The 21,510-nt window shown below is 70.0% G+C and carries 19 protein-coding genes; 10 read left to right on the top strand and 9 right to left on the bottom strand.

All coding sequences use genetic code 11. The features are described 5' to 3' along the window. Positions 1-522: 522 nt before the first annotated feature. The 6 genes from WJ12_RS03915 (at position 523) to WJ12_RS03890 (ending at position 8,293) form a co-directional block, all read left to right on the top strand. On the top strand, positions 523-1,989 hold the full coding sequence (locus tag WJ12_RS03915) for a carbohydrate porin (protein ID WP_034187259.1): 1,467 nt from the start codon (positions 523-525) through the stop codon (positions 1,987-1,989). A gap of 77 nt (positions 1,990-2,066) precedes the next feature. Beyond that, the gene (locus WJ12_RS03910) at positions 2,067-3,200 is read left to right on the top strand and encodes an NHL repeat-containing protein (protein ID WP_059557240.1); all 1,134 of its coding nucleotides are present in this window, start codon (positions 2,067-2,069) and stop codon (positions 3,198-3,200) included. A gap of 11 nt (positions 3,201-3,211) precedes the next feature. Continuing rightward, a complete protein-coding gene (gene efeB, locus WJ12_RS03905; protein WP_059557242.1) occupies positions 3,212-4,519 on the top strand; it encodes an iron uptake transporter deferrochelatase/peroxidase subunit in 1,308 nt (435 codons plus the stop codon). Positions 4,520-4,580: 61 nt separating this feature from the next. Next, entirely contained in the window at positions 4,581-5,615 is a 1,035-nt protein-coding gene (locus WJ12_RS03900; protein ID WP_059557244.1) for an iron ABC transporter substrate-binding protein, read from the top strand. Positions 5,616-5,617: 2 nt separating this feature from the next. Next, positions 5,618-7,216 carry an ABC transporter permease gene (locus WJ12_RS03895; protein WP_156444759.1) on the top strand — a complete coding sequence of 533 codons (1,599 nt, stop codon included), beginning with the start codon at positions 5,618-5,620 and terminating at the stop codon, positions 7,214-7,216. A gap of 27 nt (positions 7,217-7,243) precedes the next feature. Further along, a complete protein-coding gene (locus tag WJ12_RS03890) occupies positions 7,244-8,293 on the top strand; it encodes an ABC transporter ATP-binding protein (protein ID WP_059557246.1) in 1,050 nt (349 codons plus the stop codon). Between the two features lie 28 nt (positions 8,294-8,321). Here WJ12_RS03890 and WJ12_RS03885 read toward each other — a convergent pair whose 3' ends face one another. From WJ12_RS03885 to WJ12_RS03845, 9 genes are all read right to left on the bottom strand, one after another. Then, entirely contained in the window at positions 8,322-8,837 is a 516-nt protein-coding gene (locus WJ12_RS03885; RefSeq protein ID WP_034187255.1) for an SRPBCC family protein, read from the bottom strand. A 44-nt stretch (positions 8,838-8,881) separates the two neighbouring features. After that, entirely contained in the window at positions 8,882-9,514 is a 633-nt protein-coding gene (locus tag WJ12_RS03880; protein WP_034187254.1) for a LolA family protein, read from the bottom strand. Then, positions 9,511-9,933 (bottom strand): cupredoxin domain-containing protein, encoded by a 423-nt coding sequence (locus WJ12_RS03875; RefSeq protein ID WP_059557364.1) that lies wholly within the window; start codon positions 9,931-9,933, stop codon positions 9,511-9,513. Before WJ12_RS03875 ends, WJ12_RS03880 begins: the two co-directional genes overlap by 4 nt. Positions 9,934-9,959: 26 nt before the next feature. Beyond that, entirely contained in the window at positions 9,960-10,742 is a 783-nt protein-coding gene (locus WJ12_RS03870; RefSeq protein WP_059557249.1) for an anti-sigma factor family protein, read from the bottom strand. Next, a complete protein-coding gene (locus WJ12_RS03865; protein WP_059557251.1) occupies positions 10,739-11,254 on the bottom strand; it encodes a sigma-70 family RNA polymerase sigma factor in 516 nt (171 codons plus the stop codon). The genes WJ12_RS03870 and WJ12_RS03865 overlap by 4 nt, the downstream gene beginning before the upstream one ends. Before the next feature lie 33 nt (positions 11,255-11,287). Beyond that, on the bottom strand, positions 11,288-11,647 hold the full coding sequence (locus tag WJ12_RS03860) for a COG4315 family predicted lipoprotein (protein WP_059557254.1): 360 nt from the start codon (positions 11,645-11,647) through the stop codon (positions 11,288-11,290). A 284-nt stretch (positions 11,648-11,931) separates the two neighbouring features. Next, positions 11,932-14,208 (bottom strand): beta strand repeat-containing protein, encoded by a 2,277-nt coding sequence (locus tag WJ12_RS03855; protein WP_059557256.1) that lies wholly within the window; start codon positions 14,206-14,208, stop codon positions 11,932-11,934. 537 nt (positions 14,209-14,745) lie between these two features. Next, positions 14,746-15,990, bottom strand: a complete 1,245-nt coding sequence (locus tag WJ12_RS03850; RefSeq protein ID WP_059557258.1) for an NAD(P)/FAD-dependent oxidoreductase — start codon at positions 15,988-15,990, stop codon at positions 14,746-14,748. A gap of 67 nt (positions 15,991-16,057) precedes the next feature. Further along, positions 16,058-16,837, bottom strand: a complete 780-nt coding sequence (locus WJ12_RS03845) for an ABC transporter substrate-binding protein (protein ID WP_034187454.1) — start codon at positions 16,835-16,837, stop codon at positions 16,058-16,060. A 381-nt stretch (positions 16,838-17,218) separates the two neighbouring features. Between WJ12_RS03845 and WJ12_RS03840 the strand changes: the two genes are divergently transcribed. From WJ12_RS03840 to WJ12_RS03825, 4 genes are all read left to right on the top strand, one after another. Next, on the top strand, positions 17,219-18,181 hold the full coding sequence (locus WJ12_RS03840; RefSeq protein WP_059557260.1) for an ornithine cyclodeaminase family protein: 963 nt from the start codon (positions 17,219-17,221) through the stop codon (positions 18,179-18,181). Then, positions 18,178-18,972 carry a helix-turn-helix transcriptional regulator gene (locus WJ12_RS03835; protein WP_059557262.1) on the top strand — a complete coding sequence of 265 codons (795 nt, stop codon included), beginning with the start codon at positions 18,178-18,180 and terminating at the stop codon, positions 18,970-18,972. Before WJ12_RS03840 ends, WJ12_RS03835 begins: the two co-directional genes overlap by 4 nt. Positions 18,973-19,154: 182 nt before the next feature. Continuing rightward, the gene (locus WJ12_RS03830; protein ID WP_034187246.1) at positions 19,155-19,886 is read left to right on the top strand and encodes a DsbA family oxidoreductase; all 732 of its coding nucleotides are present in this window, start codon (positions 19,155-19,157) and stop codon (positions 19,884-19,886) included. Positions 19,887-20,024: 138 nt separating this feature from the next. Continuing rightward, entirely contained in the window at positions 20,025-21,464 is a 1,440-nt protein-coding gene (locus WJ12_RS03825) for a DHA2 family efflux MFS transporter permease subunit (protein WP_059557264.1), read from the top strand. Positions 21,465-21,510 lie beyond the last annotated feature (46 nt).

Here is a 21,510-nt window from a genome sequence, read left to right as displayed (position 1 = left end):
TTCCAACGCGGCACGGAAGCGGGGAAAACACCCGAAAATCACGAAAAATCCTTTTAAAACAAAACCCTGACCCACGCTATCCGGCTTGGCGGGCGAGCCCGCGCGGCCCGCGAATCGCATCCAGCCCCGTTTGGACATCGGGTAAGCACGGAGTTCCTGCGACCGGCGACATCGCATCGAAAAACCCGCGCAGGCGCCGATTCCGTCCGCCACAACGCGCCCGGTGCCCCGTCCCGCCTCCCCTGCCGGCGATCCATCGCTCCGCATCGAAGCATTCATTTTCATTACGCCGATATTTACGTTTTTTCTTTCGGAAAACACCCGTCAGCCCCCATCCGTAAGCCCTCCCATTACATTCAGTAATTTAGATGCGAATCATTCTCGTTTACATTGACATTCCCATTCGACACTCCTACGATGCGCCGCGTTGCGCTCTTCTTCATGCCCTGGCCGATCGGTGCCGAGCGTCGGGACAGCGACCGACAAGCAGGACTCCAAACCAATTAGAACCAGGAATTTGATATGAAGGTTGCGTCGTTCCATGGAGACCGCGTCCGCACCCGGATGCGCCCCGCCGCCTGTGCGGCCGTCCTCGCGTGCGCATCGTTCGCGAGCGGCGCTGCGTTCGCCGCCGCGTCGGTCGACGCGCAGCCCGAAGCGCCCGAGGCCGACCTCGCGATCCAGGCGAAGCCGGCCGGCATGTGGACCGGCATCTGGACGCGCCAGAGCCTGCTCGGCGACATGGGCGGCATCCGCCCGTGGCTCGGCAAGTACGGCGCGACGCTGCAGATCACCGAAACCAGCGAATACCTCGCGAACCTGCGCGGCGGCCTGAACCGCGGCGGCACGTATGACGGGCTGACGACCGCGACGCTGACGGTCGATACGCAAAAGGCGATCGGCCTGCCCGGCGGCACCTTCAACGTCAGCGCGCTGCAGATCCACGGCAGCAACCTGAGCGCGCGCAATCTCGGCACGCTCAACACCGCGAGCGGCATCGAGGCGCAGGACACGACGCGCCTGTGGGAGCTCTGGTACCAGCAATCGTTCCTCGACAAGCGCGTCGACGTGAAGATCGGCCAGCAGAGCCTGGACCAGGAGTTCATGGTCAGCACGTATGCGAACACGTTCGTCAATACGATGTTCGGCTGGCCCGCGCTGCCGTCGTACGATCTGCCGAACGGCGGCCCCGCGTATCCGCTCGCGGGCCTCGGCGTACGCGTGCGCGCACAGCTCACGCCGAAACTCACCGCGCTCGCGGGCGTGTTCGACGGCGATCCGCTCGGCAACAACCCGGGCAACCTGAGCGGCACGAACTTCAACCTGCACAACGGCACGCTCTATATCGGCGAGCTGCAGTACGCGCTGAACCAGCCGTCCGACGGCGAAATGGACACCGGCCATTCGAACGGACTGCCGGGTACCTACAAGATCGGCCTGTGGTATCACAACGGCCGCTTCGCGGACCAGAACGCCGGCACCGACGGTCTGTCGCTCGCCGATCCCGCATCGAACGGCAACGCGCGGCAGCACCACGGCGACTACAGCTTCTACGCGGTGGCCGACCAGATGATCTGGCGTCCCGACCCCACCGGCGCGAAAAGCCTCGGCGTGTTCGCGCGCGTGATGGGCGCGCCGGGCGACCGCAACCTCGTGAGCTTCGCGGCGAACGCGGGCATCGTGCTGAAGGCGCCGTTCGACGGTCGCGACAACGACAGCGTCGGCCTCGCCGTCACGTACATCCAGGTCGGCAGCCACGTGACCGACCTCGATCAGGCCGCGCGCAACTTTGCAGCCGGCCCGTACGGCGTGCGCACCCGCGAGACGACCGTCGAGGCGACCTACCAGTATCAGGTCAACCCGTGGTGGGTGATCGCGGCCGATGCGCAGTACACGTTCAACGCCGGCGCGGGCCAGAACCCGAGCGACGCGACCCAGCCGCTGCGCAACACGTTCGTGCTCGGCGCACGCACGACGATCACGTTCTGACCGCCGCGCGCCCGCCGTCCGCCCACGCCACCCGTTTTCGCGCGCCGCCGACGCGGCGCGCCTCCCAGGAGATCCCGATGATTCAATCCGCCCCGCTTCGCCGCCTCGTGACGGGCGCGCTGGCCGCCGTCGCGCTGACGGCCGCCGCCGGCGCGTTCGCCGAGCCGCAAGGCTTCCTCGAGACGCTGCATCGCCATACGCTGCTCGTCAACACGGTGCCCGACAACGGCGACCAGAACCCGTACGCGATCGCGGTTGCGCCGGTGTCGGCCGGCACGATCCAGGCAGGCGACGTGCTCGTCGACAACTTCAACAACGCGGCGAACCTGCAGGGCACCGGCAGCACGATCGTCGACTATCGGCCGTCGACGAAGCAGATGAGCCTGTTCGCGACGATTCCACGCGACCTGAAGGCGTGCCCGGGCGGCGTCGGCCTGTCGACCGCGATGACGATGCTGAAGTCGGGCTGGGTGATCGTCGGCAGCACGCCGAGCAACGACGGCACGACGTCGACGAAGGGCGCCGGCTGCCTGATCGTGCTCGATCCGCACGGCCGGATCGCCTCGACGTGGTCGAGCGCGAACATCAACGACCCGTGGGGCAACATGGCCGTGGTCGACCGCGGCGACAGCGCGACGCTGTTCGTCAGCATGGCCGGCTTCGGCGTCGGCGGCGCGGACGGCAACCCGCCCGTCTACAAGCAGGCGACGGTACTGCGCCTCGACGTCGACGTGCCGGCCGGCAAGCCGCCCGTCATCAAGCAGGAAACGGTCGTCGCGAGCGGCCTCGGCGCGCAGGCCGACAAGGGCGTGTTCCTGGTCGGCCCGACCGGCCTCGCGCTGTCGGGCGACCAGAAGAAGCTGTACGTCTCCGACGCGATCGGCAACCGCGTCGTCGAGATCGACGATCCGCTCACGCGCGACACGAGCGCGGGCGTCGGCCGCCAGGTGACGGCCAACGGCTTTCTGCGCCGCCCGCTCGCACTCGCGACCGCGCCGAACGGCCATCTGCTCGCGACCAACGCGCTGAACGGCCAGGTCGTCGAGATCGATCCGGTCGCCGGCAAGCAGCTCTATGCGCGCTGGATCGATACCGACAAGGCGCAGTCGCCGCCCGGCAACGGCGACCTGTTCGGGATCGCGATGACGCCCGACGGCGACGGCTTCTATTACGTCCAGGACGACGTCAACACGCTGATGCTCGCGAAGTAACGGAGCCGACCATGGCAGACGATCTGAACCCGCCGTCGCGCCCCGCGCGCCGCGGCTTCCTGAAGGCCGGCGGCGCCGCAGTGGCCGCGGGCCTCGCGGCGGGCACGATGCCGGCCGCACGCGCGGCCGACGCGGCGTCCGCGGTCGCACCGGGCGCGCACGCGCACGACGACGACATCGAGCCGTTCTACGGCAAGCACCAGGGCGGCATCACGACGCCGCAGCAGCGCAACGCATATTTCGCGGCGCTCGACCTCACCACGACCCAACGCGCGGACGTGATCGCGCTGCTGAAGATCTGGACCGACGCGGCCGCACGCCTCACGCGCGGCGACCCCGCGCAGCCGCTGCCGGCGACCGGCGGCGACGACGTCGCGCCGGCCGACTCGGGCGACGCGCTCGGCATCGGCGCGTCGCGGCTGACGATCACGTTCGGCTTCGGGCCCGGCCTGTTCGCGGTCGCGGGCAAGGACCGCTACGACCTCGCGAAGCAGCGCCCGGCCGCGCTCGTCGACCTGCCGCGCTTCAACGGCGACCAGCTGATTCCGGAGAAGACCGGCGGCGACCTGTTCATCCAGGCGTGCGCGAACGACGCGCAGGTGGCGTTTCACGCGGTGCGCCAGCTCGTGCGCCTCGGCGGCAAGGCCGTGCAGATGCGCTGGGGCCAGGCCGGCTTCACGTCCGGCAAGCCGGGCGAGACGCCGCGCAACCTGATGGGCTTCAAGGACGGCACGATGAACCCGTCGCGCGACGATCCGGCCGCGATGAACGAATTCGTGTGGGCCGGCAACGAAGGCCCGGCGTGGATGAACGGCGGCACCTACACGGTCGTGCGCCGCATCCGCATCACGCTCGAACACTGGGACAACACTGAGCTCGGCTTCCAGGAACAGGTGTTCGGCCGCAAGAAATACAGCGGCGCACCGATCGGCGGCCAGCACGAGTTCGAGGCGCTCGACCTCGACGCGGTCGACAAGGACGGCAATCCGGTGATCCCCGACAACGCGCATGCGCGTCTCGCATCGCCTCAGGTGAACAACGGCGCGCAGATCCTGCGCCGCGCGTATTCGTACAACGACAGCACGAACTTCTACATCGAGCGCTGGCCGCCGTGGCGCCAGCAGACCGAGTACGACGCGGGACTGATGTTCGTCGCGCACCAGCGCGACCCGCGCCGCGGCTTCATCCCGATCAACGAGAAGCTCGCGAAGCTGGACATCATGAACCAGTTCACCACGCACGTCGGCAGCGCGATCTTCGCGTGTCCGCCGGGCGCGCAACCCGGTTCGTACATCGGCGCCGCGCTGTTCGAAGCGTAACGGCATCGCGACGCCACGCCCCATTTCCCCGGCCCGCCCGGATGCAACTCACGACGACGACATGAACACTTTTCCCGTTAGCCGCCCGCTGCGGCACCTGATCGCCGCGGCCGCCGCCGCGCTGATGCTGACCGGCGCGCTGCACGCCACGCGCGCGCACGCCGCGACGCTCACGCTGTACAACGCGCAGCACGAGCAGGTCGTCAACCAGCTCGTCAAGGACTTCGAGGCACAAAGCGGCATCACCGTGAAGGTGCGCTCGGGCGAAGGCCCCGCGCTCGCCGCGCAGATCGTCGCGGAAGGCGACCGCACGCCGGCCGACGTGTACTTCACCGAGAACTCGCCGGAACTCGTGCTGCTCGACCGCAAGGGCCTGCTCGCGAAGACCGACGGCGCGACGCTGCAGGCGGTCCCCGCCCGCTTCAACCCGGCCGACGGCAACTGGGTCGGCGTGCTCGCGCGCGAGAACGTGCTCGTCTACAACACCGCGAAACTCCAGCCGCAGCAACTGCCCGCGTCGCTGCTCGATCTCGCGAAACCGGAATGGAAGGGCAAGGTCGGCGTCGCGCCGAGCGACGCGGACTTCCTGCCGCTCGTGAGCGCGGTGCTCGCGCTGCACGGCGAAGCCGCGACGCTGCAATGGCTGAAGGGCCTGAAGGCCAACGCGCAGATCTTCGACGACGACGAAGGCGTGACGGCGGCCGTCAACCGCGGCGGCGTGCAAACCGGCATCATCAACAACTACTACTGGGACCGCCTGCACGCGGAGCTCGGCGACAAGTCGACGAAAAGTGCGATCCACCACTTCGGCAACCATGACGTCGGCGCAGCCGTGAACGTGTCGGGCGCCGCCGTGATGAAGGCATCGAAGCACCAGGCCGATGCGCAGAAGTTCGTCGCGTATCTTGTCGGCGAGCGCGCGCAGAAACTGATGGCGAACGGCCACATCAGCTTCGAGTATCCGCTGCATCCGGGCGTCGCCCCCGATCCGATCCTGAAGCCGTTCAACGAACTGAGCCCGCCGGCACTGACGTTCGAACAGCTCGGCGACGACAGCCAGGCCGGCAAGCTGCTGCGCCAGGCCGGCCTGCTCTGACCGTGAGCGACGCCGTGTCCCGCACGGCGCGCATCGCGCGCGACGCAGCGCGCCCCGCGACGCGTCGGCGCCCGTCGCGCGCGCTCGTCGCCGCGGCCGCGTGCGGGCCGCTCGCGATCCTGCTGCCGCTCGCCTTCACGCTGTACCGCGCGGCCACCTTCGGCGTCGACGATGCGATCGCGCTGCTGTGGCGCCCGCTCGTCGGCGAACTGCTCGTCAACACGCTGTCGATCGCATGCGCCGCGACGCTCGCATGCGCGCTGCTCGGCACCGCGGCCGCGTGGTTCATCGAGCGCACCGACCTGCCCGCGCGGCCGCTGTGGACCGCGCTCGCCGCGGCCCCGCTCGCGGTGCCGCCGTTCATCACGAGCTACGCGTGGGTGTCGCTGAGCCTCGACCTGCAGGACTTCGCCGGCGCGCTGATCGTGCTGACGTCCGCGTACTTCCCGCTCGTCTACCTGCCGGTGGCCGCCGCGCTGCGCGAGCTCGACCCCGCGCTCGAAGAAAGCGCGCGCACGCTCGGCTGCCCGCCGTGGCAGACGTTCTTTCGCGTCGTGCTGCCGCAATTGCGCCCCGCGCTGTGCGGCGGGATGCTGCTCGTCGCGCTCGGCGTGCTGTCCGAATTCGGCGCGTTCCAGCTGCTGCGCTTTCGCACGTTCACGACCGAGATCTATGCCGAGTACCGCACCGCGTTCGACGGCGGCGGCGCATCGCTGCTCGGCTGCGTGCTGATCGCGCTGTGCCTGCTGTGCCTCGCGATCGAGGCGCGCGCTCGCGGCCACGCGCGCTACGGTCATACGCACCGCGCCGCACGCCGCGTCGCGATGCGTTATCCGCTCGGCCGGTGGCGCGGCCCCGTCACCGTCGCATTCGCCGCGCTCGCGGCCGCGACGCTCGGCGTGCCGCTCGCGATGATCGGCTACTGGCTCACGCAACAAGGGGCCGCCGCCGTCACGCCGGCCGACGTGTCGCCCGAACTGCTGTGGCAAGCCACGCTCGCATCGTCCAGCTACGGCCTGATGGCGGCAGCCGTTACCACGCTGCTCGCGCTGCCGCTCGCGTTCCTGCTGGTCCGTTATCCGGGCCGCGTCGCGACGCTCCTCGAGCGCACGGCGATGACCGTGCAGGGCGTGCCGGGCATCGTCGTCGCGCTCGCGATCGTGTCGATCACGGTGCGGCTGCTGCAGCCGCTCTACCAGAGCGCACCGGCGCTCGTCGCCGCGTACGCGATCCTGTTCCTGCCGCTCGCGGTCGTGAGCGTGCGCGCGGCGCTGTCGCACGTGCAGGTCCGGCTCGAGGAAACCGCACGCTCGCTCGGCCTCGGCTGGCGCGCAACGCTCACGCGCGTGGTGCTGCCGCTCGCGGCACCCGGCCTCGGTGCGGCCGCGACGATGGTGTTCATCTCGGTCATCACCGAACTCAACGCGACGCTGCTGCTGTCGCCGATCGGCACACGCACGCTCGCCACGCAGGTATGGAGCGATACGGCGACGCTCGCGTTCGCGGCCGCGGCACCGTACGCGGCGCTGCTCGTCGCGCTATCGCTCGGCGCATCGGGACTGCTGTTCCTGCTGCTCGGCCGCGCGTCGGTGCGCAACTGAGCATCGCCCTTTTTCCCGGAACCGCCCATGAGCGAACTACGCATCCACGGCCTGTCGAAATCGTTCGGATCGCATACCGTCCTGCACGACATCGATCTCACGGTACGGCGCGGCTCGCGCCTCGCGCTGCTGGGCCCGTCCGGCAGCGGCAAGACGACGCTGCTGCGCGTGCTGTGCGGCTTCGAGCGCGCCGAGCGCGGCACCGTCGAGATCGACGGACGCCGCGTGGCCGCCCCCGACGTGCACCTGCCGCCCGAACGGCGCCGGATCGGCTACGTGCCGCAGGAAGGCGCGCTGTTTCCGCACCTGTCGGTGGCCGACAACATCGCGTTCGGGCTGCCGCGCGCGGCACGGCGCCGCCATCACCGCGTCGACGAACTGCTCGAGATGGTCGGGCTGCCGGCGTCGTATGCGAGCCGCGCGCCGCAGCAGTTGTCCGGCGGCCAGCAGCAGCGCGTGGCCCTCGCGCGCGCGCTGGCGCCCGAGCCCTCGCTCGTGATCCTCGACGAACCGTTCTCCGCGCTCGACACGTCGCTTCGCCATGAAACGCGCAGCGCGGTGGCAGACGCGCTTGCCGCGGCCGGCGCGACGTCGGTGCTCGTCACGCACGACCAGCCAGAGGCGATGACGCTCGGCGACGAAGTCGCGGTGATGTGGCAAGGCAGGCTCGTGCAGACGGCCGCGCCGCAGATGCTGTACCGGCAGCCCGTCACGCGCGACGTCGCGTCGTTCGTCGGGCAGGCCGTGCTGCTCGCGGGTCACGTGCGCGATGCGCGCATCGCCTGTGCGCTCGGCGAGCTGCCGCTCGTCGCCCCGCTGCCCGACGGGCCGGCCGACGCGATGCTGCGTCCCGAGCAGATCGGCATCGTGCCGGTCGCGCAGGCCGGCGCGGCGCGCGGCCGGACGGCGCGCGTCGAAGCCGCGCAGTTCGCGGGCCAGGATGCCGACGTGCTCGCACGCCTCGATGCCGATCGCGACGTGCTCGTGCGTATCCGCGTGCCGGGACACCGGTGCCCGGCCGTCGGCGAGCGCATCGCGCTGGCGGTGGACGGCGCGGTGATGGCGTACGCGCGCTGACCGACGCGACGCGCGTCCTCACGCGCTGCTACGCATCGGCGCAGCCTGCGCCGGACAGCGGCCGGAAGGTCCGGCCATCCGTCTCGACGGCCGCCCCCAGCAATTGCGCGAGCCCCTTCGCGCCTTCACGCATCACGACGTCGTGATTCCAGCGGAACAGCGGGCGCGCGAGCGGCTCGAGCCAGTTCATCCAGCGCACCTGCGTGCGAATGTGCCAGTCGTAGCGCACGACGGTGTGCGCGCCGTCGCCGGCGAACGACCAACGCCCGTCGCCTTCGATCGCGCCGCTTGCGCGGCCTTCGAGCGCATGCGGCCGCTCGACGCGCCGCACGCGCATGTCGAACGTCAGCCGGTACGGCAACGCGCCCTTCCACGTATACCGGTGCAGCGCCCCGACGCCGCGCGCGTCGCCATGCTCGACCTCGACGGTGCGCACGGCGCCCTTCCACCAGTCGGGCCAGCGGTCGACCTGGTAGATCGCGTCCCAGACCGCCGCGAGCGGCGCGTCCACGCGCCAGGTCGTCGAGAACCGGTATTCCGCCATGCAGCCTCCGGGCTGTCCGTCACGGACACGCGCCCACTCGTCGGTCAAGGTGCGAAGAAACGCTCGGGGAACGCGACGTCAATTTCGACGTCGTCGAGCGTCACGGTTTCGAGCGGCACGTCGTCGCCGTCGGCGAAGCTGACGACCTTCAGCGGAAAGCCGTCCCCGGCGTCCAGCCACAGCCGGTAGCGATGCACGCCGTCGACCGCGTGCGCGGGTGCGCCGGTGACCGACACGCGCAGCGCGGTCCGGCCGCCGACGGCCTCCTCGCCTTCGGTCACCGTCGCGCCGCCCTGCTGCAGCGCATGCACGTTGCGCAGCAGTTCGCCGACGTCCGACCGGTCAACCCGGTGGCCGCTGCGGTCGCGCACGAGCGGATTGGACGGCGACAGCGTCAGCGCGGGCGGCGCGTGCGCGCCGAACGGGCGCAGCCGCACCTTGCCGTCGCCGGGATCGTACGCGAGCACCGCGCCGCGATGCGGCGACACGAAATCCATCCGGACGAAGCCCGGTTTCAGGTAGGCGTAGCGGATTTCGGTGTGTTCGCCACCGCGCGCCGACGAGCGGATCGTCGCGCGATACGAGCGGACGTGGTCGAAATGCGCCTGGGCGACGGTCACGGGGTCGGCTGTCATGCTCGCTCCTATCAGGCTCGCGGCCAGCAACGCGGCGATCACGGCGCCGCCTCGACATCGAGCACGCCTTCCATTCCGCGCTCGCGATGGCTCCTGAAAAACAGCAGCCGATGCATGCAATAGTAGGCGAACCGGCCCGGCTGCGCCGGCGTGAAGCGGAACGTCTTCGGCGTCGTGCCGAGCTCGGTGCGCACCGCCATGCCTGCTTGCGGCGGCGCAGCAATCTCGAAGCTGTGCGGCACGACGCCCGGCTCCGCCGACACGGTCAGCTCGACCGGCACGTGCGCGCGCACGATCACATGGTTCGGCCGGAAGAAATAGCTGCCGCCGACGATGGCGACCCGCTGCACGCCGTCGGCGTCGACCGGCACGCGCACGGGCGCGTCGCCGTCCGCCCGCGCGAGGGTCGCACCCGCGGCGAGCGCCGCCGCCACGAGCACCTTCGTCATCGTCGTCTTCATCGCCTGCTCCCTGCCGGTGGTACGCGTCAGCTCTTCCACGCGTCGGTCGGGCCGCCGAGCGCGCCGCACGCCTCGATCGCGAGCGCGCGCAGGCGCCGTTCGTCGCCGCGGCCGGACAACGCATAACCCATGCCGCGATCCGACCAGAAATACGTGTAGCGGCCGTCGGCCGACATCGACTGCGGCGCGAGATGCCGCGCATCGTAGGCAGTCACGTAAAGCGTCACGCGTGCGCCGTCCGCGCGCTGGTACATGAACTGCGCGGCCGGCCCGCCATCGCCGGGGAGCAACCGGCCGCCCAGCAGCACGTAGCCGTATTCGTCGAGCGACGGGGCGCGCACGGGCCGTCCGACGCGCGCCGACAACCACGCGGCGAGATGCGCGGGATCGCCCGCGCCGACCTCGACCGGATGGTCGCGATCGGCTGCGTACACGGCATACGCGACATCGGCGCGCGCGGCGAACGCCGGGTCGCGGCCGATCGCCAGCCAGCCCGCAGGCAGCGCAACGCCGATCAGCAGCCCGGCGGCCAGCCCCGCGAACGCATACGCGAAGGCACGACGGCGCGGCGCGCGACGCTGCACGAACAGCGCGGGGGCCGCGCCCGGCAGCGGGAACAGCGCCTTCAGCGCGTCGCGCTGCGCGCGGTAATGCGCGAATCGTTCGGCCTCCTCCGGATCGGACTGCAGGCGCTCGAGCATCTCGCGCCGCTCGCTCCCGGACAGCTCGCCGTCCAGCAACGCGGACAGCAGTTGCGCCGACGCGTCCTCGTCCCGCCCGTTCGAAGGCTTGTGCGGATCGTCCATCATGTTTTCCCGATCACCCGTAACGCGGCCGTGCCGTGCGCCGACGGCTCGTCCGACAGCAAGGCGCGCATCTGCGCGCGCGCCCGCGCGAGCCGCGACATCACCGTGCCCACCGGTACGCCGAGTACCTGCGCGGCGTCGCGATAGCTCAATTCTTCAAGCGCGACCAGCAGCAGCACCTCGCGCTGCTCGACCGGCAACCGGTACAACGCGCGCTGCACGTCGCGCAGCACCAGCCCACCGATCTCGCCGGCCGGCGCGGCCATCGTCTGCCACGGCGCGGTCGCATCGTCGACCGCGATCTCGCGCCGCGCGCGCAACTGGTCGATGAAACGGTGCCGCAACAGCGTCAGCAGCCACGCGCGCAGGTTGCCGCCGTCGCGCGGCGGCCGGTTCAGCGCACGCTCGAGCGTGTCCTGCACGAGATCGTCCGCCCACGCGCGGTCGCCCGTCAGCGCACGCGCATAGCGCGTGAGACGCGGCAGCCACACCAGCAGATCCGATTCGTAGCTCATCAGGAAGCCTTGCGCATCCGCATCGCCGCGCGGTCACGGGTGCGCGACGTGCCACATGCCGCCGATCCCGTCGCCGCCCGCGTCGCCCGCCTTGCGGTCCATCTTCCAGCGATACAGCGGGCGGCCGCGGTACGCCCATTGCTTCTTGCCATCGTCCCGCGCGACGAGACTCAGTGCGCCCGATGCCTTGTCGTACGCGTCCGCGATCGCGGGCGGCCAGTTGGCCGCACACGCGCTGTCGCACGCGCTCTTGCCGGGCGCATCGCGATCGAACACGTACAGCGTCATGTGTGCCTCGTCGACCAGTTTCCCGTCGCTCACCTGAGGCGGTTCCGCGGCCGCCGGCCGCACGATCGCCGCCGTCAGCGCGGCGGCAAAGACCATCCGTTTCATTCCCGTTCTCCTTGGCAGGGCCTGGCGGCACGGCGCCGCCGGACGGGACGATCGGTTTCGTTGCGACCATTATCCCGCCGGCGGGCCGGGCCGGAACTCGGTAGGTAAACGGACGGCGGGAACCGGTTATTCCATGCCGCGTTGAAATAGTCGGCGGCGGTTGCTCATGCGACGCAAGACAGCGGGAAGCCCGAAAAGACAACGCGGCATGACATCGCTGTCATGCCGCGTTGCGCGAGCGCGGCGCACGGCGGCCATGCGGCGCCGCCGTGCGGATCCGGCCCTTACTTCGGCAGTGCGCCGGTCAGCGACTGGAGCAGCGACGTCACCGGCGCGAGCGGGTTGTTCGGCGCGCTATTGCCCGAATGCGGCGTCACCGACAGGCTCGGCGCGGAACCGAGCGCCGTACCCACCGACGTGCCGGCCGCATTGACGACCGTCGCCGTCGCGTTGGCGCCCGTCGTCAGCAGCGAGCCGACTGCACCCGCCGTGCCGCCGGCCGCGTTCGCGCCCGAGCCGAGCAGGCTGCCGCCCGCCGCGGCCGTCGAACCGGCCGCGCCCGACAGCGCACCGGCCGCCTGGCCGAGGGCTGCCGGGCCGTTCGCGAGTGCGCCCGTCACCGAGCCGAGCGCACCGGTCAGTGCGCCGGCCGGGTTGCCGCCGCCCGTCAGGCCGTTCACGAGGTTCGTGATCGGGGCGATCGGGCTGCTGCCCGCCGCGCCCGACAACGCGCCGACGACCTGGTTCACGACGCCTTGCACCGGCGCCAGCGGGTTCGTGCCACCAAGGTTGCCGAGCGTCCCAACGACTTGGTTGACGACACCCTGTACCGGCGCCAGCGGGTTCGTGCCGCCCAGCGCGCCGAGCGCACCCGCAACCGAGCCGACTGCGTTGCCGAGGGCGCCCGTGGCCGTCCCGACCGCGTTGCTCAACGTGCCGGCCGGATTGCTCCCGCCGAGCGTGCCGACGACCTGGTTGACGACACCTTGCACCGGCGCCAGCGGGTTCGCGCCGCCGAGGTTGCCGAGGGCGCCCGTGACCGAACCCAGTGCGCCGGTCAGCGCACCGGCCGGATTGCCACCCGGCAGCGCGTTCTGCAGGCCGTTGACGAGGTTCGTGATCGGCGCGATCGGGCTGCCGCCGCCCGCACCCGACAGCGTGCCGACGACCTGGTTCACGACGCCCTGCACCGGCGTCAGCGGATTCGCGCCGCCGAGCGCACCCGTCACGGCGTTCAGCGCGTTCGTCAGCTCGCCGGCCGGATTGCCGTTGCCGAGCGTGCCCGCGAGTTGCGTCACGACGCCTTGCACCGGTGCCAGCGGGCTCCCGGCGCCGCCGAGGTTACCGAGCGAGCCCGTGATCGTGTTGACCGCGTTGCTCAGCGTGCCGGCCGGATTGCCGCCGCCAAGCGTACCCGTGACCTGGTTGACGATGTTCTGGATCGGGGTAATCGGATTCGTGCCGCCGCCGATACCGCCCAACGCGCCAGTGACCGTACCGAGGGCACCGGTCAGCGCGCCGGCGGGATTGCCGCTACCGAGCGCGCCCGTCACCTGATTCACCGCACCTTGAACCGGTGCCAGCGGATTCGTGCCGCCGCCGATTCCGCCCAGTGCCCCCGTGACCGTACCAAGTGCGCCGGTCAAGGCACCTGCCGGGTTCCCGCTACCGAGTACGCCCGTGACACCGTTCACGACGCCTTGCACCGGCGCCAGCGGGTTCGAGCCGCTGCCGAGATTACCTAGCGCCCCCGTCACCGTGTTGACGACACCCGTGAGTGCGCCAGCCGGATCGCCGCCACCAATCGACCCCGTAAGCCCGTTCACCACACCCTGCACCGGCGCCAGCGGGTTAGACCCGCCGCCGATACCGCCCAGTGCGCCCGTCACCGTGCCGAGCGCACCGGTCAGCGCGCCAGCCGGGTTCCCGCCACCGAGCGCACCCGTGACCTGATTCACCACACCTTGAACCGGCGCCAGCGGATTCGAACCGCCGCCGATGCCGCCCAGTGCGCCCGTCAGTGCACCGGCCGGATTGCCGCCGCCGAGCGCGCCCGTCACCTGATTCACCACGCCCTGCACCGGCGCCAGCGGGTTCGAACCGCCGCCGACATTCCCCAATGCGCCCGTTACGGTGCCAACCGCATTGCTCAGCGTCCCCGTCGCCGTATTCAACGCACTGGTCAGCGCGCTTGCCGGGTTGCCGCCATTCAGCGCCCCCGTCACCTGGTTCAACACACCCTGGACCGGTGCGAGCGGCTGCACCGTGCCGCCGCCGAGTGCGCCCGTCACCGCCCCCACGGCTCCCGACAGCAATTGTCCCGGATCGCCGAGCGACGTCTGGATCGCGCCCGACCCGCCCGCCGTCACGGTGACCGAGCCCAGCGGCGACGTGCCCGTGGCGACCAGCCCGACCGACACGCTGTTCGTCGGCGGGTTGACGATCACTTGCGGGATCGGCAGCGAATCGAGGGCACCCGCCACTGCGGAACCCGAAGCCAGTACCCCGAACACCGTCGCGACCGACAGCGCCACACCCGTCAATTTAAGATTGTGTCTCATCGTTATTTTCCCTATCTCGGTTGGCACTACGTTGATAAAGCATGGGGACGGATTGCACGAAGCGTGCCAATTCAAAAAAAGGACGGATTCGTCAGCCTATTGACTGGCAATAACGATTTTTTAATCGATTTCAGACGAAATTCAGGGGTTGCCCAGGGATTGACGGGCATCAATCGTCTGATGAAAAAGGCGGACAGGGCGTGGATGTAACGTAACGTTTGCGAGCCCCGCAGTAACGTGTTCCGGTACATTCCGCGCGGCGCCGGAACAGCCGGTCGCGATGGTGCCCGATACCGTCATGGACGGCTGCCCATTACGCATTTCACCGATATGAAAATGCATTGATAAATCGCTGATTTACTAATTTTTGATTCGCGATTTTCTTTCTTGACGATTACGCAGATCATTTTCGATCACGCGGCTCTCGATTATCCGGACAGCAGAATGAAATACTGTGAATGCCCTCTCGCGATCGGCGCGCGTGACGCGACGCACGGCGGCGGCGGCAGGCGCCGCTTCGCCGCGTAGCGTCGCCGGTCAACCGAAGCGCGCGGGCCGGTATGGACGGGGATCGATGTAGGTCGGCGCGCCGGTCATCATTTCGGCGAGCAGGCGCCCGGTCGCGGGGCCGAGCGTGAGCCCGTGGTGGCAATGACCGAACGCGAACCACAGATGGCGATGGCGCGGCGCGGGCCCGATCACCGGCCGCATGTCGGGCGTGCACGGCCGCATCCCGAGCCACGGCTCGGGATCGAGCCGCTCGCCGATGCCGAACGCGTCGCGCGCCAGCGGTTCGGCGCGCGCGAGCTGCACGCCGGTCGGCGGCGCACCGCGCAGCGCGATCTCGACGCCGGTCGTAAGCCGCAGGCGGCCGCCCTCCATCGGCGCGACGACGAATCCTTCCTCGGTATCGCACACGGGCACGTTCAGCGGCGCGCGCGTCGGCCGGTAATGCATGTGATAGCCGCGCTTCGCGCGCAGCGGAATGCGGTAGCCGAGCGGCGCGAACACATGATCGGACCACGGTCCGAGCGCGACCACGGCCGAACGTGCCGAAATCGGCCCGTGTTCGGACCCGACCCGCCAGCCGCCGTCCACCTGCGCGAGGGTCCTCGCGTCGCCGAGCGCGAACGTGCCGCCGTCGCGCTCGAACAGCCGCGCGTAGGCCTTGGTCAGTCCGCCCGGGCTCGACACGGTCTTTGGGTCCTGCCAGTGGAAGGCGCCGCAGAATGCGTCGCCGATGCCGGGCTCGCGCTCGCGCAGCGCACGCGCGTCGAGCACGGCCATCCGCAGGCCGTGCGCGACAGCCACGCGTTGCTGCGCGCGCGCTTCGGCATCGAACAGCGCGGGCGAGCGGAACGCCTCGATCCACCCGCCGTCGTGCACGAGCGGCTGGGCATCGGTACGCGCGAGCAGCGCGTCGTGCTCGACGACGCTCGCCGCGACGAGCGGCAGCAGGTCGCGTGCGGCGGCCGCGAGCCGCTGCGGCGACGATTCGCGCCAGAACCGCGCGAGCCAGCCCGCATAAGCGGGCAGCGCGCGGTAGTCCCAGTACAGATCGACCGAACGGTTGCGCGCGTAGCGCAGCAGCGTGCCGAGCCGGCGCGGAAACGCGTACGGCACGACCGACGAGCGTTCGATCAGCCCGGCATTGCCGTGGCTGGTTTCCTCGCCGGGCGCGCGCCGATCGACGAGCGCGACGCGCAGCCCGCGATCCTGCAGGTGCAGCGCCGACGACACGCCGACGATGCCGGCCCCCAGAACGATGACGTCGAAATCCATGGTTCCCCGTCCTGCGTCGAGATTCGATGCGCCGCGCGCCGGCACCGCGGCCGGCGCGCGGCGGCGCTTATTTCGCGATGATGTCGCGCTTGAAGTACTTCTGCGACAGCGCGCTCAGCGTACCGTCCTTCTTCAGCGCATCGAGCGCGCCGACGATCTTCGCCTGCAGCGCCTTGTCGCCCTTGCGCATCCCGAAGCCCGTGCCTTCGCCGAGCGTCGCCGGATCCTTCAGCGCGTCGCCGACGATCTGGTAGTCGCGGCCGGCCGGCTTGTCGAGGAACCCGTCCTGCGCGGTCTGCGCTTCCTGGACGGCCGCGTCGAGCCGCCCCGCGACGAGATCGGCGTAGATCTGGTCCTGATCCTGGTACGACACCACGGCCACGCCCGCATTGGCCCAGTGCGCCTTCAGGAAATCCTCCTGCGACGAACCCTGCAGCACGCCGACGTGCTTGCCGCGCAGGCTCGCGACGTCGGGCCGCAGCGGCGAGCCGCGCTTCGCGACCATCACGATCGGCACCACGTAGATCGGCGGCGTGAAATCGATGCTCTGCTTGCGCTTCGCGGTGATGTTCATCGCCGAATTGATCGCATCGAACTTGCGCGCCTGCAGCGCCGGGATCAGCCCGTCGAACGCGTTCTCGACCCACACGCATTTCACGTTCAGCTTCGCGCACACCGCGTTGCCGAGGTCGACGTCGAACCCCTGCAGCTGGCCGGCCGGCGTCTTGCTCTCGAACGGCGGATAGGCGGCTTCGATGCCGAAACGCAGCGTGGTCTGTTCCGCATGGGCCGTGACGGCCGCGCACGCGAGCGCCGCAGCGGCGCAAAGGGAAAGCTTCCAGTTCATGACGGTCCTTCTGTTCCGGATTGAGGCGAGGAAGATCGGTCGCACGACGCCGTCGGACAGGCACCGGATCGGCATTCGATGCAGGCGGCCGCCGCAACACGACGTGCCGTGTCCCGCAGCCGAAATATAGACTCAAAGTCTACTATAGACTATAGGGGATACGATAATCGTGCGTCGTCGCGTGACCTCCCCGCATGTGCCTGCCACGAAGAACACCGTTGATTTACCTATGTTTTCCCGGAAAACCACGGCGAAACACGGTCTCGAAAAGAAAAATTCTCCAGATCTTGTTTGTCTATATTAGACTTTTCGTCCATCACGAACACCGCCGGACACCGTCTTTCGAGACCGTCCTGTCCGGCCCCGACCGGAGATGTCCCCATGACGCAAACCGCCCCGACCCCGCCACTGACCGTCGACGAAGCCGCGGTGCGCGCGGCCCTGCCGTCGCTCGACGTGCTCGGCACGCTGCGCCGCATGTTCGCGTCGCTCGCCGCGGCGCGCGCGGTGCAGCCGCCGCAGACGCTCACGCTGTTTCCCGACCAGGCCGGCGACTTCATCACGTATCTCGGCGCGCTCGCCGATGCGCAGGTGTTCGGCGCGAAGTTGTCGCCGTACGTCGTGACGGGCGGCAAACCGATCGTCACGGCCTGGACCGCGCTGATGTCGATGCAGACCGGCCAGCCGCTGATGTGGTGCGACGCGGGGTTGCTGACGGTCGAACGCACGGCCGGCACGACGGCGCTGGCGGTCGACTGCCTCGCGCCGCGCGACGCACGCCGTCTCGCGATCGTCGGCGCGGGCGCGGTCGGTCTCGCGCATCTGCGGCACACGGCGGCGCTGCGCGACTGGGAGACGATTCGCGTGTACTCGCCGGCGCTGGCCGGCAATGCGGCGCTGCAGGCCACGCTCGCCGAACTCGACCCGCGCGCCCGTGCGGCGGCGAGCGTCGCAGCCTGCGTGCGCGACGCGGACGTGGTGATGCTGTGCACGTCGTCGGGCACGCCCGTGCTCGGCGACGGGATGCTCACGCGCCCGGCGCTCGTCACGTCGATCAGCACGAACGTCGCGCGCGCGCACGAAATCCCGCCCGCCTGGCTGCCCGACATGGACGTCTACTGCGACTACCGGCACACGACGCCCGCCAGCGCCGGCGAAATGCAGATCGCGACGGCCGATCACGGCTGGGATGCCGGGCGGATCGTCGGCGACCTGCCCGCGCTCGTCGCCGGCACCTGCGCGGCGCCGTCGCGCACGCGTCACGCGTTCTTCCGCTCGATCGGCCTCGGGCTCGAGGACATCGCGATCGCGCACGCGCTGTACACGCACCTGACGCACGCATGAGCGGCGCGCGCGCGCGGGGCCGATACAATGGCGCAACCGCCGCGGCGGCCGCGCGCGGGCGCACGGGCATGCCGGCCACCGGTATGCCCGTGCGCCGGCCCGATGCGCTGCCCGGCCCCCGCCCACCCGAGATGGCGACACCGATGCGCAAGAAGAAATCCCCCGTCAAAGACCTGCTGCTCACCCGCTATGCGCCGATCGCCGACGGTATCGCCGCGCTGTTCTTCCCGTACGCGGAAGTCGTGATCCACGACCTGCACGACCAGACCGTGCTGTATCTCGCGAACAACCTGTCCAAGCGCGAGGTCGGCGACGATTCCGCGCTCGAGGAAATCGATCATTCCGCGCGCGAACGCGTGATCGGCCCGTACGAGAAGCTGAACTGGGACGGCCGGCGGATGCGCTGCGTCAGCAACGTGCTGTTCGACGACGAAGGCCGCCCGGCCGGGATGATGTGCATCAACTTCAACATCGCGGTGTTCGACGAGGTGCGCGCGACGCTCGACCTGTTCATCAAGGGCGCGGGCATCGTCGCGCAGCCCGACGAGCTGTTCCGCGACGACTGGCAGGAGCGCATCAACACGTTCCTGCACGGCTGGCTGCGCGAGCGGCAGGTCGGGCTGAACGGGCTCACGCGCGAGCACCGGCGCGAGCTCGTCGAGGCGCTGTACGCGGAAGGCGCGTTCCGCGGCAAGAGCGCGGCCAACTACGTCGCGAACGTCCTCGGGATGGGGCGCGCGACGGTCTACAAGCACCTCAAGCACCTGAAGGAAACGCAGGGCGACGCGTAAGCGCCCTGCGGCGAGCGCACGACGGCCGCCTCGGTCGTCGCTATCGGGATGCCGTTTCCCTGTCTATGCTTCGTGGTACGCCGGGCGCGCCCCCGCTCCACACGAAGCTTCGCGCGACCGGCGGTGTCGAAGCACGAAATGATACAATCACGGTTACATTTCATTGCCGCCCGGAACCGCCCATGACGACTGCTCCCGCCCCGACTGCCCGCCCGACCCTGACCGTCGAAATCTGGTCCGACCTGATCTGCCCGTGGTGCTGGATCGGCAAGCGCCGCTTCGACGAGGCGCTCGCCGCGTTCGCGCACGCCGATCGCGTCGACGTCGTGCTGCGCGCGTACCGGCTGATGCCCGGCCAGCCGGTCGAGCCGGTCGAGGTCATGCTCGCGGGCAAATACCGGATGTCGCCCGCGCAGGTCGACCAGATGCTGCGCCAGGTGACCGATGCAGCCGCGAGCGTCGGACTGCGCTACGACCTGCCCGGCACGCTCGTCGGCGATACGCTCGACGGCCACCGGCTCGTGAAGCTCGCGGAAGCGACGGGCCGCGCGCACGCGCTGACCGAACGGCTGTACCGCGCGTATTTCTGCGAACACGGCTCGCTGTTCGATCACGCGGCGCTGACCGAATTCGCGGTCGAGGCGGGGCTCGAGCGCGCGGCCGTCGAAGCCGTGCTGCGCAGCGATGCGTACCGCGACGAAGTCGAAGCCGACATCGCGCGCGCCGCGCAGATCGGCGGGCGCGGCGTGCCGCTGTTCGTGTTCGGCGGCCGCTACGCGGTGTCGGGCGCGCAGCCGGCCGACGCCTTCGCGCAGGCGCTCGACCAGGCGTGGCGCGACGGCATCGTCGAACTCGACGGCGCCGGCGCGGCCGCCTGCGGCCCCGACGGCTGCGCACTGCCGGCGCGCGCGTAACGCGCGTCGATGCGTCCGGCCCGCCCGTCCGCGGATGCGTGCCACTACGCGACGCTCCTGCCACAAACCGGCAGGAAGCGCGCACCGATGACGTCTACAATGCATCCCTTCAAATAACTGTCAGAAGGCTGCGAGCCCATGACTCACGGGATCCACGGCGAGAAACGCTGGTACGCGCTGATCGTTCTCTGTCTCGGCGTGCTGATGATCGTGCTCGACAGCACGATCGTGAACGTTGCGCTGCCGTCGATCAGCACCGACCTCCATTTCACCGAAACGGCCCTCGTGTGGGTCGTCAACGCGTACCTGCTGACGTTCGGCGGCTGCCTGCTGCTCGGCGGCCGGCTCGGCGACCTGTACGGCCAGCGGCGCATGTTTCTCGCGGGCCTCGTCGCGTTCACGCTCGCGTCGCTCGCATGCGGCCTCGCGCAATCGCAGACGATGCTGATCGCCGCGCGCGCGGTGCAGGGGCTCGGCGGCGCGGTGGTGTCGGCCGTCTCGCTGTCGCTGATCATGAATCTCTTCACCGAGCCCGGCGAGCGCGCACGCGCGATGGGCGTCTACGGCTTCGTCTGCGCGGGCGGCGGCAGCATCGGCGTGCTGCTCGGCGGGCTGCTGACGAGTTCGCTGTCGTGGCACTGGATCTTCCTCGTCAACCTGCCGATCGGCATCGCGGTTTATGCGATGAGCGCGGCGCTGCTGCCGCGCAGGCGTGCGCCGGCCGGCGCCGCGCGGCTCGACGTCGCGGGCGCGATCACCGTGACCGCTTCCCTGATGCTGGCCGTCTACGGGATCGTCGGCGGCAACGAGGCCGGCTGGCTGTCGACGCAGACCGTCGCGCTGATCGGCGCGGCCGCCATGCTGCTCGCGCTGTTCATCGCGATCGAGGCGCGCAGCGCGCATCCGCTGATGCCGCTCTCGCTGTTCGCCGCGCGCAACGTCGCGCTCGCGAACGTGATCGCCGTGCTATGGGCGGCCGCGATGTTCGCGTGGTTCTTCCTGTCGGCGCTGTACATGCAGCGCGTGCTGCAATACGGGCCGCTGCAGGTCGGGCTCGCGTTCCTGCCGGCGAACCTGATCATGGCCGCGTTCTCGCTCGGGCTGTCGGCGCGGATCGTGATGCGCTTCGGGATCCGTGGCCCGATCGCGGCCGGCCTGCTGATCGCGGCCTGCGGCCTCGCGCTGTTCTCGCGCGCGCCGGTCGACGGCGGCTTCGTGTTGCACGTGCTGCCCGGCATGACGCTGCTCGGCATCGGCGCGGGCGTCGCGTTCAACCCGATGCTGCTCGCCGCGATGAGCGACGTCGATCCGGCCGATTCGGGGCTGGCGTCGGGGATCGTCAATACCGCGTTCATGATGGGCGGTGCGCTCGGCCTCGCGGTGCTCGCGAGCCTCGCGGCCGCCCGCACCGATGTGCTCGCGGCCGCGCAGGCCGCGCCGCTCGCCGCGCTGAACGGCGGCTACCACGCGGCATTCGCGTTCGGCGCGGTGTTCGCCGCCGTGGCCGCGCTGATCGGCTTCGGGCTGCGGATCCGACGGCAGGAAGCCGTCGAAGGCACCGGCCCCGCGATGCACTGAGCGGCGGCCGCCGCCATCGAACCGGGGCGCGCACTGTCGCGCCCTT

This window comes from Burkholderia seminalis, from assembly GCF_001718535.1.
In the GTDB taxonomy this organism is placed as follows: Bacteria; Pseudomonadota; Gammaproteobacteria; order Burkholderiales; family Burkholderiaceae; genus Burkholderia; species Burkholderia seminalis.
The sequence above is the reverse complement of the archived record's forward strand: the minus strand, read 5'-3'. Positions and strand labels throughout refer to the sequence as shown.

Excerpts from the sequence above, each read along its gene's own strand:
- WJ12_RS03885 (WP_034187255.1), bottom strand. The coding sequence starts at position 8,837 with ATGGCGGAATACCGGTTCTCGACGACCTGGCGCGTGGACGCGCCGCTC.
- WJ12_RS03915 (WP_034187259.1), top strand. The coding sequence starts at position 523 with ATGAAGGTTGCGTCGTTCCATGGAGACCGCGTCCGCACCCGGATGCGC.
- WJ12_RS03910 (WP_059557240.1), top strand. The coding sequence starts at position 2,067 with ATGATTCAATCCGCCCCGCTTCGCCGCCTCGTGACGGGCGCGCTGGCC.
- WJ12_RS03825 (WP_059557264.1), top strand. The coding sequence starts at position 20,025 with ATGACTCACGGGATCCACGGCGAGAAACGCTGGTACGCGCTGATCGTT.
- WJ12_RS03850 (WP_059557258.1), bottom strand. The coding sequence starts at position 15,990 with ATGGATTTCGACGTCATCGTTCTGGGGGCCGGCATCGTCGGCGTGTCG.
- WJ12_RS03890 (WP_059557246.1), top strand. The coding sequence starts at position 7,244 with ATGAGCGAACTACGCATCCACGGCCTGTCGAAATCGTTCGGATCGCAT.
- WJ12_RS03840 (WP_059557260.1), top strand. The coding sequence starts at position 17,219 with ATGACGCAAACCGCCCCGACCCCGCCACTGACCGTCGACGAAGCCGCG.
- WJ12_RS03855 (WP_059557256.1), bottom strand. The coding sequence starts at position 14,208 with ATGAGACACAATCTTAAATTGACGGGTGTGGCGCTGTCGGTCGCGACG.
- WJ12_RS03830 (WP_034187246.1), top strand. The coding sequence starts at position 19,155 with ATGACGACTGCTCCCGCCCCGACTGCCCGCCCGACCCTGACCGTCGAA.
- efeB (WP_059557242.1), top strand. The coding sequence starts at position 3,212 with ATGGCAGACGATCTGAACCCGCCGTCGCGCCCCGCGCGCCGCGGCTTC.
- WJ12_RS03900 (WP_059557244.1), top strand. The coding sequence starts at position 4,581 with ATGAACACTTTTCCCGTTAGCCGCCCGCTGCGGCACCTGATCGCCGCG.
- WJ12_RS03865 (WP_059557251.1), bottom strand. The coding sequence starts at position 11,254 with ATGAGCTACGAATCGGATCTGCTGGTGTGGCTGCCGCGTCTCACGCGC.
- WJ12_RS03860 (WP_059557254.1), bottom strand. The coding sequence starts at position 11,647 with ATGAAACGGATGGTCTTTGCCGCCGCGCTGACGGCGGCGATCGTGCGG.
- WJ12_RS03870 (WP_059557249.1), bottom strand. The coding sequence starts at position 10,742 with ATGATGGACGATCCGCACAAGCCTTCGAACGGGCGGGACGAGGACGCG.
- WJ12_RS03875 (WP_059557364.1), bottom strand. The coding sequence starts at position 9,933 with ATGAAGACGACGATGACGAAGGTGCTCGTGGCGGCGGCGCTCGCCGCG.
- WJ12_RS03835 (WP_059557262.1), top strand. The coding sequence starts at position 18,178 with ATGAGCGGCGCGCGCGCGCGGGGCCGATACAATGGCGCAACCGCCGCG.
- WJ12_RS03845 (WP_034187454.1), bottom strand. The coding sequence starts at position 16,837 with ATGAACTGGAAGCTTTCCCTTTGCGCCGCTGCGGCGCTCGCGTGCGCG.